We start from the raw sequence: 12,747 nt of genomic DNA, 5'->3' as shown, positions 1-12,747 counted from the left end.
CGCCGCACTTTGCCGCGAGGGCCTGCCGCGATCCCTTTCCAGGCCGGGGGCGAGTTGTTAGCTCTCAAGGTCAGGCAAGACCTGAGCTGCGGGAATTTTGTGACCACATTCCTCGACCCCCTGATCACCTTCGTTTCGGCCCATGCGTGGCTTGCCTATCTGACGCTGTTTGTCGCCGCCTTTCTGGAAGCGGTCCCGGTAGCGGGGTCGCTGGTGCCCGGCTCAACGATCATTGTGGCGATGGGGGCGCTGATCCCCGGCGGCGAGCTGAAGCTATGGCCGGTGCTGGCCGCCGCTGCCGCAGGTGCCCTGCTCGGCGACGGCTCCGCCTACTGGATCGGCCATCGCCGCCAGCGCGAGATCCTGGCTGCATGGCCACTGTCGGGCTATCCGCGCGTGGTCGAGCAGAGCGAGGCGTTTTTCCATCGCTGGGGCATACTCGCGGTGTTCTTTGCGCGCTTCGTGCCGCCGTTCCGTGCCTTCGTGCCACTCACCGCCGGCGCGCTGGATATGCCGCCGGCGCGCTTCTACAGCGTCAATATCCCCGCGGTTCTGCTCTGGGCACCCGTACACGTGCTCCCGGGCGTGCTCGCGGTCTCTGCGCTGCACGAGTATGGCGGGCTGCCATATCACCACCATCATGCCGGCAAGCATATCTGGATCCTGACGGTGATCGCCGGCGCTGTGGTCGTGGCGCTTGCGACCTGGATCATCCGCCGCCGGCGCGGCGTAATCGAGCCGGCCGCGAAGCCGCACACGTAGCCTGCAGCCCGGTTGGAGCCAACGGGTCGCGCGCGCCCCGTTGGGCTCCACCGGGGCTACGTCAGATACTCTTGGCCGCCGCGCTGCGTCCGGGCGCCGGCCCGACATATCGTGCGCGCGGGCGAATCAGCCGGCCGTGCTGCAATTGCTCGCTGGCATGCGCGATCCAGCCGACGCTGCGTGCCATCGCAAACAGCGCGAGCTCGCTGCCGAGCGGAAGCCGCAGGCTGTGCACCAGCACGGCCAGCGCATAGTCGATATTGACGAACTCGCCGGTCGCCTCCGCGATCCGCTCTGGAACCTCCCTGGTGAATTTGCGCGCGGCGCCGGCGCGCGCGAGCGCATCCAACAGCGACTGCGCGCGGGGATCGCCGCGCCGGTAGACGCCATGGCCAAAACCGGCGAAGCGCTCGCCGAGCGCGACGCGCTCGCGGATCACCGGCTCGACATCCTGATCGACCAAGGTCTTCACCAGCCGCGATGCCAATACGCCGGCGCCGCCGTGTTTCGGACCCTTGAGCGCCGCCAGGCCGGCGATCACCGCGTCATAGAGATTGAGCCCGGTCGAAGCGGCACAGCGCGCCGTGAAGGTCGAAGCGTTCAATTCGTGATCGGCGAGCAGCACCAGCGTGCGTCGGATCAGGTCGGCGGCATGCTTGTTGCCGGATGCCCAGGCGCCGGCGATCTGCACATGCAGCGGTTCGGACGAGGGTTCGCGGTTCAGCATGGTCGCAACCAATAGCCGGACGATGCGCGCGCCGACCATCGCGCGGCCGTCGGGCGCGCGGGTGAAGGCGCGGGGATCGGCGCTTGCGGCGAGCGCCAGCACGGCGATGGCGCGGTCAATCGGCGCGGCGCGGTGCGCGGCCTCGGCGATGGCGCGCATCTCCCCAGAGACAAACGGGCAGTTGTTCGGCGCAAAGGGATCGACGCCCGTGACATCCCACAACAGCGTCGCCGTGTGCTCGAGCGTATCCTTCTCGGCAAGATCGACGCAGTTCACGCCGCGATAGATCGGCCCGTCCTCGGTGATGGTTGCGATCGCCGAATCCATCACCGGCAAATCGGCATCGAAGCTGCGCAGGCCGCGCGGCTCCGGCGACGGGGTGCGGCGCTCCTTCAACCCGCGGATGTCCTCGGCCCGGTAGCGGTGGCTGCGGGAATCCGCCGAAGGCTCGGAGCGGATCAGGCCCCGACTGACATAGGCGTAGAGCGTAGCCGGCGAGATCGCGAGCTCGGCCGCCGCCTCGCGGGCGGAGAGATAAAGGCCATCGGATTTTTTCATATTGATTAAGCTAATCAAGATTGATCAATCTGTCGAGAGGATCGACTTTCTCCTGATCACGAAAGGAGATCCGCCATGAATATTCAGGTGACCAAAAGCCCGATTGGGCTGGACGGCATTGCCGCCGCCGAAACCGTGCTCAGCCATGTCGACGGCGAGCGCGGCGAACTGATCATCGCCGGCGAGCATGTCAGCGTGCTCGCCTCGACATCGAGCTTCGAGGGCGTCACCGCACGATTATGGAATGCGGCAACCGGAAGCACGCTCAGCGAGGCCAATGTGCGCGCCAAGCTTGGGGCCGCGCGCGAGCGCGCCTTCGCCCGATTGCCCGACGTGCTGCCGGCGACCCGCGGCATGTCGATTGTGGACGGCTTCCGCGCCGCAGTCGCTGGCTTGCGCGCCGAAAACGGGCTCGAGCACGAAGCGACGATCGTCGGCGCCTTTCCGGTGATCGCCGGCGCGCTGGTGCAGCGGGCCAAGGGCAACGATCCGCTCGCGCCCGATCCGAACGTCAGCCACGCTGCGGATACGCTGACGATGCTGCTGAGCCGCAAGCCCGAACCGCGCGAGGTCGCGGCGCTGGATGCCTATCTCGTCACGGTCTCTGATCACGGCATGAACGCGTCCACCTTCACGACGCGCGTGGTGGCCTCGACGCAAGCCGACCTGTTCGCGGCCGTCACGGCCGGCTATTGCGCGCTGACCGGCCCGCTCCATGGCGGCGCGCCGGAGCCGGTGCTTGAGATGCTCGATGCGATCGGGACGCGCGAACGCATCAAGCCCTGGGTCGATGCGGCGCTGGCGCGCGGCGAGCGGCTGATGGGATTCGGCCATCGTGTCTATCGCGTACGCGATCCGCGCGCCGATGTGCTGAAAGATGCGATTGAGCGGCTGGCCGCCGAAGGCGCCGACCTGCCGTTCGCCGGCGAGGTCGAGGCCTATGTCCGCGAGGCGTTGCGGCGGAAAAATCCGAACCGGCCGCTGGAAACGAATGTCGAGTTCTTCACCGCGATCCTGCTCGACGCGCTTTCTATTCCGCGGCAGGCCTTCACGCCGATCTTCGCGGTGGCGCGCGCGGCGGGATGGACCGCGCATGCGCGCGAACAGCAGCGCACCGGCCGGCTGATCCGGCCAAGCTCGTCTTATGTGGGGCCGATGCCGAAGGTGTGAATGAGTCCCCGTAGCTCGGATGGAGCCAACGGGGCTAGGGCTCCGCGCTACGCCTCGCGGACCACGGTCTTGAGATAGTTATACGCCTTGATGATCTCGATCAGGCGGTCTTCGGTGGAACGGTCGCCACCGTTGGCGTCGGGATGGTGCTGCTTCACCAGCGCCTTGTACTTCGCCTTGACGTCTTCAAGCGTGGCTTCGGCGGAGAGTCCCATCACCTGCAGTGCCTTGCGCTCGGCGTTCATTACCTTGCGCGCCTCGGGCTTGGCCTGCGCGCCGGGGCCAGGCCGCCAGCCGGCGCGGCCATTGAGTTCGGAGAACACATTGAAGGGATCGGCGGCGCCGCCGAGATCGTCCTCGGGGCTGCCCTTGCCGTGCTTGGCGCTGGTGTTGGCGCCCATCTTCCAGGTCGGGCGATGGCCGGTCAGCGCATCCTTCTGGTAGCGTGCCACCGCCTCAGGATTCATACCCTGGAAGAAATTGTAAGACTGGTTGTACTCGCGAACATGATCGAGGCAGAAATGCCAATACTCGCGCGAGTTCTCGCGGCCCTTCGGCGCGCGGTGCGAACCCTTGTTCTGACAGCCGGCCCATTCGCAGGTGATGGCTTCCTGACCAGCCTGCGCCTGGCGCTTCGCACTCACCTTCGTCGGCTTGATGCGAATGGAGTCGAAGAATTTTGATGAATCGATCGCCATGACTGACTTTGACTACGCAATGCAAAAAGCTTCAAGTCTTGACATTGCGAATACCTCTGCTTCGGATGTGCCATTGACGAAATGCAGCCTTCGAACTATTGCCGCCGCCATGAGCACAAGAGACGTTATTATAAACAAGTTGCGTGAAGCTTTCTTGCCCGAAAGCCTCGAGGTCCAAGATGAATCACATCTGCATGAGGGCCACGCGGGGCATCGGCCAGGCGGCGAGACGCATTTCCGTGTTTATATTGTATCTCAAGCGTTCGAAGGGAAGAGCCGGATCGAACGCCATCGCATGATTAATGCGGCACTCGCCCAGGAACTCGCGGATGGCGTGCATGCGCTCGCGATCCATGCGCAAGCTCCAGCGGAACGACCGCGCTGAGGGGCGCCGCCTGGAAATTTAGCTGAAGAACACGACCGAACTGCGGTTTTGATCAACGTCGCGCAAGACGCCACGGTTGTTTTCCTTTATCAGAGATAGCGGCCTGGGCGATGGACAGTTCCATTGGAATTGGGCAGGCTCATTGCACCATCGCCACCTGTAGCGAGGGGCTGTCAGATGGTTCACTGGGCACATCTGCGATTGGCCGCGGCCGTGATGGCAATGCTGGCGCTCTCTGCGCCCGTACCGGCTGCAGCACAGGCCATGCCGAGCCCGCTCGTTCAGGAAGTGCTCGTGAAAAGCATTTTGGTGACGCTGAGCGATGCCGTCGCCGCCAATAATTTCACCGTCCTGCACGCCAAGATGTCAAAGCCGTTCGCCGAGCAGTTTCCGCCGGAGAAGCTGCAGGCCGTCTTCAAGGATCTCGTCGACAAGCACGCGGTGTTCGACGCCGTGGTGGCAAAGCCTGTCATTGCCGACGAGGAGGCGAAGATCGACGAGAAGGGCGTGCTGCGCCTGAAAGGCCATTTCGAGACCACGCCGAAGCAGGTGAAGTATCAGCTCGCCTTCATCCCCGCCGACGGCACCTGGAAGCTTTCCGGGGTCACCATCGACATTGAATAGGGCGCCAACATCCAAGCCCGTCATGCCCGGCCTTGTGCCGGGCATCCACGTTCTTGGCTGCCGCGAGAAAGGCGTGGATGGCCGGGACAAGCCCGGCCATGACGGAGAATCGACGCGCCTGTGCTAGAACGCCGTCCCGGCACGCTTCGGCCTGGGCTCCTCGGCCTCGGCTTCGCGCGGCAGCGCGGTGATGCGTAGCGCCGTGATGCGGTTGCGCTCGCGACGCAGGACGCGGAAGCGGAAGCCGTGGAAGGTGAAGCTTTGGCCGCGCTCGGGGATCGAGCGCGCTTCATGGATCACGAGACCCGCCACGGTCGTGGCTTCCTCGTCCGGCAAATGCCAGTCCATCGCACGGTTGAGATCGCGGATCGGCACCGAGCCGTCGACCACTACGGAGCCGTCGGGCTGGACACGAACACCCGCGACCACTACGTCGTGCTCGTCGGAAATGTCTCCGACGATCTCCTCCAGGATGTCTTCCAGTGTCACCAGACCTTCGACTTCGCCGTATTCGTCGACGACGAGGGCGAAATGCGTCTTGCGGCGGCGAAACGCCTTGAGCTGCTCGGAGACGGGCCGCATCTCCGGCACGAACCACGGCGGCAACGCGATGGTGGCGACGTCGATGTTCGACGTGTCGCCGTCGGCGGCGCGGATCGCGCGCAGCAAATCCTTGGCGTGCAGCACCCCGATGATGTTCTCCGGCTTGTCACGCCACAGCGGAATGCGGGTGTATTCGGTGGCGAGCACCTCGCGCACCAGTTCCTCCGGCGGCAGATCGGCGTTGATCATGGTCATTTCGGTGCGGTGGACCATCACGTCCGACACCTGCAATTCGCGCAGATCGAGGAGCCCTCCGAGCATGTCGCGGTCCTGCTTCTCGACCTTGCCCTCGTGATGCAACAAATCGACGGCGCCGCGCAGTCGCTCGGTCGGCGACAGGATGGCCTGGTTGGCACCGACCTTGATGCCGAAGAGTTTCATCAAGGCGAGCACGATGACCTCGATCACCGTCAGGAACGGTCCGAGCAGATAGACCGTGACCTTCATCGGCCGCGCCACCAGGAGCGATATCCGGTCGGGCGCGTTGATTGCGATGGTCTTGGGCAGCACCTCGGCGAAGATCACGACCATCACCGTCATCACCGCCGTCGCATAGAGCACACCGACGTCGCCGAACCACGCGGTGAGGATGCCGGTTGCGAGCGCCGAGGCGCCGATATTGGCGATGTTGTTGCCGAGCAGCAGCGCGCCGATCAGCCGCTCGCGCATGTTGAACAGGCTGGAGACCACGCCAGCCTCGCGATTGCCCTGCTTGGACAGCCGCAACATGCTGGCGCGCGAAGCGCCGGTCAGCGCGGTCTCGCTCGCCGCGAAAAAGGCGGAGACCAACAGGCAGACGACGACGATTGAGAACGAAACCCAGGTCAAGCTACGTCATCCGAAGAGCGTTTTTAATTCTCGGCCAGTTTTGCCTTCAGAAAGTCACGCACCGGCGCAGGCTCGACGTCGCGCGCGATCGCGGCGCGGCCGACGGCCTCCAGCAGAATGAAGGTCAGCTTGCCGCGCTTGACCTTCTTGTCCTGCGCCATCAGCGCCATCAGTGTGTCGGCATCAGCCAGTCCTTCCTGGACGAAGCCGCCGATATCCTGCAGCCGGGTCGGCAACCCTACAGCAGTGAGGTGGCGTTTCACGCGCGCCGCATCCGCTTGCGCAATCATGCCGAGAGAAGCAGAGAACTCCGCCGCCAGCGTCATGCCGATGGCCACGCCTTCGCCGTGGAACAGCCGGTCGGAAAAGCCCGTCGCCGCTTCCAGCGCGTGACCGAAGGTGTGGCCGAGATTAAGCAGCGCGCGTTCTCCGGTTTCGCGTTCGTCGCGCGAGACGATCGCAGCTTTGGCGCGGCACGAGGTTGCGATCGCGTGCTCGCGCGCCGCGCCGCCGGAGAAGATGTCGGCGTGATTGGCTTCCAGCCAGGCGAAAAAGGCCTCATCGCCGAGCACGCCGTATTTGGCAACCTCCGCATAGCCGGCGCGGAACTGGCGCGGCGACAGCGTGTCGAGCACCGACGTGTCGGCGACGACCAGCACCGGCTGGTGGAACGCCCCGATCAGGTTCTTGCCCTGCGGCGAGTTGATCCCGGTCTTGCCGCCGACCGATGAATCGACCTGCGCCAGCAGCGAGGTCGGCACCTGCACGAAATCGACGCCGCGGCGCAGGATGGCAGCAGCAAAGCCCGCGAGATCGCCAACCACGCCGCCGCCGAGCGCGATGACGAGATCGTTGCGCTCGATCTTGGCTGCGATCAGCGCTTCACTGACCTGGGTCAAGCCGGCATAGCTCTTCGAGCCCTCGCCTTCCTCGACGATGATGCGCGAAGTCGGGATGCCGGCCGCGGCAAGCGACGCCTCGGCCCGTTCCAGCCAATGTTTCGCCACCGTGCGGTCGGTGACGATGGCGGTGCGCGCACCCGGACGGAGCGCCGCGATGCGTGCGCCAAGCGACGGCAGCACCGCGCGCCCGATCACGATGTCGTAGGCGCGGTCGCCGAGTGCGACATCGACGGTGATGGGGTCAGAGTGTTTCAATGGCGCAGTCATGATGGGATGCTAATTCCGTTGGTTGCCGGTTGTGCCGTGCCGTTGCCACAGAGATAGGCATGCAGCGCCTCTAAGCACTCCTCGACGATCCGGTCATGCGGCACGTCGCGCGACGAAATCGTCAGATCGGCGCTCCGGTAGACCGGCTCGCGCTCACCGAGCAGACGGTTGACCGTCCCCTCGGGATCGGCGGTCTGCAACAGCGGGCGGTCGGCGCGGCGCCGCACCCTGCGCATGATGACATCGGCATCGGCGCGCAGCCAGAGCGAGATCGCCTTGGCACGAATGCAGTTGCGGGTCTCCTCGCGCATGAACGCACCGCCGCCGGTGGCGAGCACCGCCGGCCCGTCGCTAAGCAGGCGGGCGATCACCCGCGCCTCGCCATCCCTGAAATAGGCCTCGCCATGGGTTTCGAAAATCTCCGGGATCGACATGCCCGCCGCCGCCTCGATCTCGGTATCGGCATCGGTGAAGGGCAGCCTCAGCCGCGCGGCCAGCCGCCGGCCGATGGTCGATTTGCCGGCGCCCATCATGCCCACCAGCACGATCGTCCTCGACCCCAGCACGGCCAGGATGTCGGCCTCCAGGGTCGGGAGCACAGGGAGCGGTGCGGCGCTGTCTGGCATCTAAAGCTCGGTCTCTCGGCGAATTTGCGGCGTTCCGGTCACCTATACTACCCCCGCCAATACCGTTGCCAGAGCCTTGCAACGGCTGAGGGAACATGATGGATGATGCCAATGGTTAATTCGCCGCCCGAGCCTTCGATATGCCGAGCCTGTTCCGCTTCCTGACGGTCCTCGCCGTGATCGGCGGTATCGGCTACGGGATCATTTTCGCACTGGCCAATTTTGTGACCCCGAAATCGCGGGAAATGACGGTGACGATCCCGCCGGATAAGTTCCTCAAGAAATAGCCGCTATGGTCCGGGGATGCGTTCCAAGACACGTTCCAGCACATCAGATGCCGGGCTGATCAGCCTGTTCCTCGACATGCTCGCGGCCGAACAGGGCGCGGGCGAAAACACGCTCGACGCCTATCGCCGCGACCTCGAAGACCTCTCCGAATTCCTCACCCATGCCGGCAAGAGCTTTGCCGGCGCCGACACCCAGACGCTGCGCGACTACCTCGCCGACCTCGACACCCGCGGTTTCAAATCAACCAGCGTCGCCCGCCGGCTCTCCTCGATGCGGCATCTGTTCCGATTCCTGCTCAACGAGCGCATCCGCAGCGACGATCCTGCCGCGATCCTCTCTGGCCCGAAGCGCGGCCGCAGCCTGCCCAAGGTGCTGTCGATCGCCGACGTCGACCGCATGCTGACGCGGGCCAAGGAACTCACGCAGACCGACGCCAAGCCGGCGCAGCGGCTGCGCGCGCTCCGGCTGCATTGCCTCTTGGAGGTGCTGTACGCCACTGGCCTACGCGTCTCCGAACTGGTCTCGCTACCGCTATCGGCGGCGCGGCGCGATGCCCGCATGATCGTGGTGCGAGGCAAGGGCAACAAGGAGCGGCTGGTGCCGCTGAACGAGGCCTCGCGCCAAGCGATGGCCGACTATCTCGCTGCGGTGCAAGTCATGAAGCCGGAGAAGAAGGCGGCGCCGTCGAAATGGCTGTTTCCCTCCTTCGGCGAAAGCGGCCATTTGACCCGGCAGCACTTTGCCCGCGACCTCAAGGAGTTGGCGGCCGCTTCCGGCCTGGCGCCGCGGCTCGTCTCCCCGCACGTGCTGCGGCATGCCTTTGCCAGCCACCTCCTGCACAACGGCGCCGACCTGCGCATCGTCCAGACCCTGCTCGGCCATACCGACATCTCCACCACCCAGATCTATACCCATGTGGTCGAGGAGCGGCTGAAGAGCCTGGTGCGCGACCTGCATCCGCTGGCGGAGAAGGCTTAGCCCGGTCGATCCCCGGATTACGCTTCCAGGCCGGGCTATGGGTTACGCCTTGACTTCGGCGGCTTCTCACAGGAAAGAGCGTCACCGCTTGCGGTCAGCCCACGCGCCTCGGCTTTGGCTGCGTGTTAACTTGTTGAAGATACAAAACTTCTCTTCCAGACCCCAGACCCGCTTCGCCGCCCGCCAGGTTCCTTCCTATATTGCCGTAATGCCGGATCAGATGCGCAGTTACCTCGACTTCGAAAAACCCGTCGCCGAGCTTGAATCCAAGATCGACGAATTGCGCGCGCTGGCAGCGTCCGGCAGCGACATCGGCGACGAGATCGCGCGGATCGAGGAGAAGGCCGGCCAGGCGCTGGCCGACCTCTATGCCAACCTGACGCCCTGGCAGAAGACGCTGGTGGCGCGGCACCCGCAGCGACCGCATTTCACCGATTTCGTCAGCGCGCTCATCACCGAATTCACGCCGCTGGCCGGCGACCGCAAATTCGCCGACGACGAAGCCCTGCTCGGCGGCTTCGGCCGCTTCCGCGGCGAGAGCATCTGCGTGATCGGCCAGGAAAAGGGCGCCTCCACCGAGAGCCGGATCAAGCACAATTTCGGCATGGCCCGCCCCGAAGGCTACCGCAAGACGGTCCGGCTGATGGAAATGGCCGACCGTTTCGGCATCCCGGTACTCTCGCTGGTCGATTCGGCCGGCGCCTATCCCGGCATCGGCGCCGAGGAGCGCGGACAGGCCGAAGCCATCGCGCGCTCGACCGACGCCTGCCTGTCACTGGGGGTGCCCAATGTCGCGATCATCACCGGCGAGGGCATGTCGGGCGGCGCGATCGCGATCACCACGGCCAACCGCGTCCTGATGATGGAGCACGCGATCTACAGCGTGATCTCGCCTGAGGCGGCATCCTCGATCCTGTGGCGGGACGGCACCAAGGCGCAGGAGGCCGCCAACAGCATGAAGATCACCGCCCAGGACATGCTGCGATTCGGCGTGATCGACGAGATCCTGAAGGAGCCGCCGGGCGGCGCCCATCGCGATCCCGCCGCCATGATCGCATCCACCGGCGATGCCATCGCCCAGGCTTTCAACGACCTACGAAATCTTGATGCGGACGCGATCCGCAAGCAGCGCCGCCAGAAGTTTCTCGATATCGGCCGCAAGCTCGCCTAGCTAACCGGCAATCGCGGCATTTTGCTCCAGGTCTGCCGGTTTGGCCGCAATTCGGCCCCGGGGCCGGTCTTTAACTCTTGCTTGACCATGCCTGTCATGGTTCCGGCCCGCCGGGCCCCGTTCAGGTTGCGGGTGGGAAGTCCAAAGGTTAGTATTTTAACGATCGCTTCAAGGCATAAGGGTTGATTTGGGGTTGCCCGAAATGCCCGGTGGGTGTGGAGCTTGGACTTGAATCACCGCACGCTGGTTCGCGCGCTTCTGGCCTCGGCTGCCCTTGCGGCCGCTGTATTGCTCGCCGGTTGCAATAGCGACGACATCTCACTTGCATCGAATGCCAAGGCCAACCAGCCGGTGCCGCCGAAGCTGGTCGCGGCAATCACCGAAAAGGACATGGATCTGCAGTCGCCGATCCTGATCCGCCTGTTCAAGCAGGAAGCCGAGCTCGAAGTCTGGAAGCAGGACCGCTCCGGCAGGTTCGCGCTCTTGAAGACCTATCCGATCTGCCGCTGGTCCGGCGATCTCGGTCCGAAGATCCGCGAGGGCGACCGCCAGGCGCCGGAGGGCTTCTATACGATCAGCCCGGGCCAGATGAACCCGCAATCGGCCTACTACCTCTCCTTCAACACCGGCTACCCCAACGCCTTCGACAAGGCGCTCGGCCGCACCGGCTCACAGTTGATGGTGCATGGCGACTGCTCCTCGCGCGGCTGCTACGCGATGACCGACGAGCAGATCGCGGAGATCTATTCGCTCGGGCGCGAGTCGTTCTTTGGCGGCCAGAAGGCATTCCAGTTGCAGGCCTATCCGTTCCGGATGACGCCGGTGAACATGGCCAAGCACCGCAACAACCCGAACATGCCTTTCTGGAAGATGATCAAGGAAGGCTACGATCATTTCGAAGTGACGAAGCAGGAGCCGAAGGTCGACTTCTGCGAGAAGAAATATGTCTTCGACGCCGCCAAGCCGCCGGGCGCCACCCGCGATCCGGTGTTTGATGCGTCCGCCAAATGCCCGGCCTATGTGATTCCTGACCAGATCGCCGAAGCGGTCCGCCAGAAGCAGCAGGAAGAGGCGACCGAGGTTGCCAAGCTGATATCCAAGGGCACGCCGGTGGCGCGGATAAACACCGGCATCGACGGCGGCATGAACAAGATCTTCGCCTCCAAGCTGCCGGAGGGCAGCACCGGCCTCTCCGAGGGTGGCGACAGCCAGAGCCTGCAATCACTGTCGCTGGCGCGCGCGCCCGGCACGATCCCGTCCACCGTCAATCCGCCGAAGCCGAACCTGGCGCAGCCGGAAGAGCCGGTGGTGGCGGTGTCGACGACGTCGGCGACGTCATCGGCCCGCGTCGCTTCCGCCACGCAGTCGGGTGAGCAGTCGGAAGGTCTCTTCTCCAGCATCGCCCGCAAGGTCGGGATCGGCGCCACGGCCGACGCCAACGCCGCCGCCACCAGCGTGCCGCCCTCTGCACCGGCCGCCGCCGCGAAGCCCAAAGCTACTGAGGCCAAGACTGCTGCTGAGGCCAAGGCTGCTGAGATCAAGCCTGCTCAGACCAAGTCGCAACCGGTCGTTCGCGTCGCACCGAAGCCCACCGAAACCAAGCTCGCTGCCGCCAAGCCGGCGCTCAAGCCGACCGTCACCGATGCGCCGGCCACCTCGACCGCCGCAGCCGCGCCGGCCGCCAGGGACACGCAGCTCTCCGGCTCGCAGCCGATCGTGCAGCCAAACTCCTTCGACAACCGCTTCGGAGCGATGAAGTAGGCGCCCGCGCAGCGAGGGGCCAGCGCTTTCTCCTGCCGTCATTGCGAGCAAAGCGAAGCAATCCATGCCTCGGCAAGCGGCGCGATGGATTGCTTCGCTTTGCTCGCAATGACGTGCGGAGAGTTCTGATTCAAATGTCAAACAGCGATTCCGTAGGATGGGTAGAGCGCAGCGAAGCAATCCATTTCTCCGCAAGTGGCGCGATGGATTGCTTCGCTGCGCTCGCAATGACGGGGATGGATTCTGATTCAACTTTCAAACAGCGTGAGGACGTGAGTTCGCGTTCTCGCGGCATTCGCTGCCCGAGCTCTGCGTCACGTTCCACCCTCCTCGATATCAGAGGGCGCAGGGAAAGCCGGGTGCTGGTTGCACCCGTGGGTCCCGTGCAACAAAAAGCAC

Annotated in this window: 14 protein-coding genes; 9 read left to right on the top strand and 5 right to left on the bottom strand. The window is 64.8% G+C overall.

Features of this window, described 5'->3' with window-relative positions:
- Positions 1 to 99: 99 nt before the first annotated feature.
- The gene (locus tag AC5ZG1_RS30170; protein WP_496134978.1) at positions 100 to 762 is read left to right on the top strand and encodes a DedA family protein; all 663 of its coding nucleotides are present in this window, start codon (positions 100 to 102) and stop codon (positions 760 to 762) included.
- 61 nt (positions 763 to 823) lie between these two features.
- Here the strand turns inward: AC5ZG1_RS30170 and AC5ZG1_RS30165 are convergent, their stop codons facing one another.
- Entirely contained in the window at positions 824 to 2,047 is a 1,224-nt protein-coding gene (locus AC5ZG1_RS30165) for a citrate synthase family protein (protein ID WP_464348671.1), read from the bottom strand.
- A 75-nt stretch (positions 2,048 to 2,122) separates the two neighbouring features.
- On the opposite strand from AC5ZG1_RS30165, the gene AC5ZG1_RS30160 reads away from it, so the two are divergent.
- Positions 2,123 to 3,217 (top strand): citrate synthase/methylcitrate synthase, encoded by a 1,095-nt coding sequence (locus tag AC5ZG1_RS30160; protein WP_496134976.1) that lies wholly within the window; start codon positions 2,123 to 2,125, stop codon positions 3,215 to 3,217.
- A 47-nt stretch (positions 3,218 to 3,264) separates the two neighbouring features.
- Here AC5ZG1_RS30160 and AC5ZG1_RS30155 read toward each other — a convergent pair whose 3' ends face one another.
- Positions 3,265 to 3,915, bottom strand: a complete 651-nt coding sequence (locus AC5ZG1_RS30155) for a J domain-containing protein (protein ID WP_496134975.1) — start codon at positions 3,913 to 3,915, stop codon at positions 3,265 to 3,267.
- A 109-nt stretch (positions 3,916 to 4,024) separates the two neighbouring features.
- Between AC5ZG1_RS30155 and AC5ZG1_RS30150 the strand changes: the two genes are divergently transcribed.
- Together AC5ZG1_RS30150 and AC5ZG1_RS30145 are read left to right on the top strand one after the other, a co-directional pair.
- Positions 4,025 to 4,300: a BolA family protein gene (locus AC5ZG1_RS30150; RefSeq protein WP_130231181.1), complete on the top strand. Its 276-nt coding sequence runs from the start codon at positions 4,025 to 4,027 to the stop codon at positions 4,298 to 4,300.
- A 177-nt stretch (positions 4,301 to 4,477) separates the two neighbouring features.
- Complete coding sequence (locus tag AC5ZG1_RS30145; RefSeq protein WP_130231177.1) at positions 4,478 to 4,924, top strand: hypothetical protein; 447 nt, start codon at positions 4,478 to 4,480, stop codon at positions 4,922 to 4,924.
- Between the two features lie 123 nt (positions 4,925 to 5,047).
- Here AC5ZG1_RS30145 and AC5ZG1_RS30140 read toward each other — a convergent pair whose 3' ends face one another.
- From AC5ZG1_RS30140 to AC5ZG1_RS30130, 3 genes are read right to left on the bottom strand one after another with little or no spacing between them, the layout of a single operon-like run.
- The gene (locus tag AC5ZG1_RS30140; protein WP_496134974.1) at positions 5,048 to 6,355 is read right to left on the bottom strand and encodes an HlyC/CorC family transporter; all 1,308 of its coding nucleotides are present in this window, start codon (positions 6,353 to 6,355) and stop codon (positions 5,048 to 5,050) included.
- Positions 6,356 to 6,378: 23 nt separating this feature from the next.
- Positions 6,379 to 7,524, bottom strand: coding sequence for a 3-dehydroquinate synthase (aroB, locus tag AC5ZG1_RS30135; protein WP_496134973.1), 1,146 nt, complete (start codon positions 7,522 to 7,524; stop codon positions 6,379 to 6,381).
- Positions 7,521 to 8,150, bottom strand: a complete 630-nt coding sequence (locus tag AC5ZG1_RS30130) for a shikimate kinase (RefSeq protein WP_496134972.1) — start codon at positions 8,148 to 8,150, stop codon at positions 7,521 to 7,523. The genes aroB and AC5ZG1_RS30130 overlap by 4 nt, the downstream gene beginning before the upstream one ends.
- A 140-nt stretch (positions 8,151 to 8,290) precedes the next feature.
- On the opposite strand from AC5ZG1_RS30130, the gene AC5ZG1_RS30125 reads away from it, so the two are divergent.
- From AC5ZG1_RS30125 to AC5ZG1_RS30105, 5 genes are all read left to right on the top strand, one after another.
- Positions 8,291 to 8,437, top strand: a complete 147-nt coding sequence (locus tag AC5ZG1_RS30125; RefSeq protein ID WP_035690322.1) for a hypothetical protein — start codon at positions 8,291 to 8,293, stop codon at positions 8,435 to 8,437.
- 16 nt (positions 8,438 to 8,453) lie between these two features.
- A complete protein-coding gene (gene xerD / locus AC5ZG1_RS30120; protein WP_496134971.1) occupies positions 8,454 to 9,416 on the top strand; it encodes a site-specific tyrosine recombinase XerD in 963 nt (320 codons plus the stop codon).
- Between the two features lie 208 nt (positions 9,417 to 9,624).
- Positions 9,625 to 10,587, top strand: a complete 963-nt coding sequence (locus AC5ZG1_RS30115) for an acetyl-CoA carboxylase carboxyltransferase subunit alpha (protein ID WP_496135024.1) — start codon at positions 9,625 to 9,627, stop codon at positions 10,585 to 10,587.
- 228 nt (positions 10,588 to 10,815) lie between these two features.
- Entirely contained in the window at positions 10,816 to 12,348 is a 1,533-nt protein-coding gene (locus AC5ZG1_RS30110) for a L,D-transpeptidase family protein (protein ID WP_496134970.1), read from the top strand.
- Between the two features lie 134 nt (positions 12,349 to 12,482).
- Positions 12,483 to 12,747 (top strand): hypothetical protein (locus AC5ZG1_RS30105; protein WP_496134969.1); only part of this gene is annotated, 265 nt, incomplete at its 3' end.

This window comes from Bradyrhizobium sp. Leo78 (genome assembly GCF_059512425.1).
The sequence above is the reverse complement of the archived record's forward strand: the minus strand, read 5'-3'. Positions and strand labels throughout refer to the sequence as shown.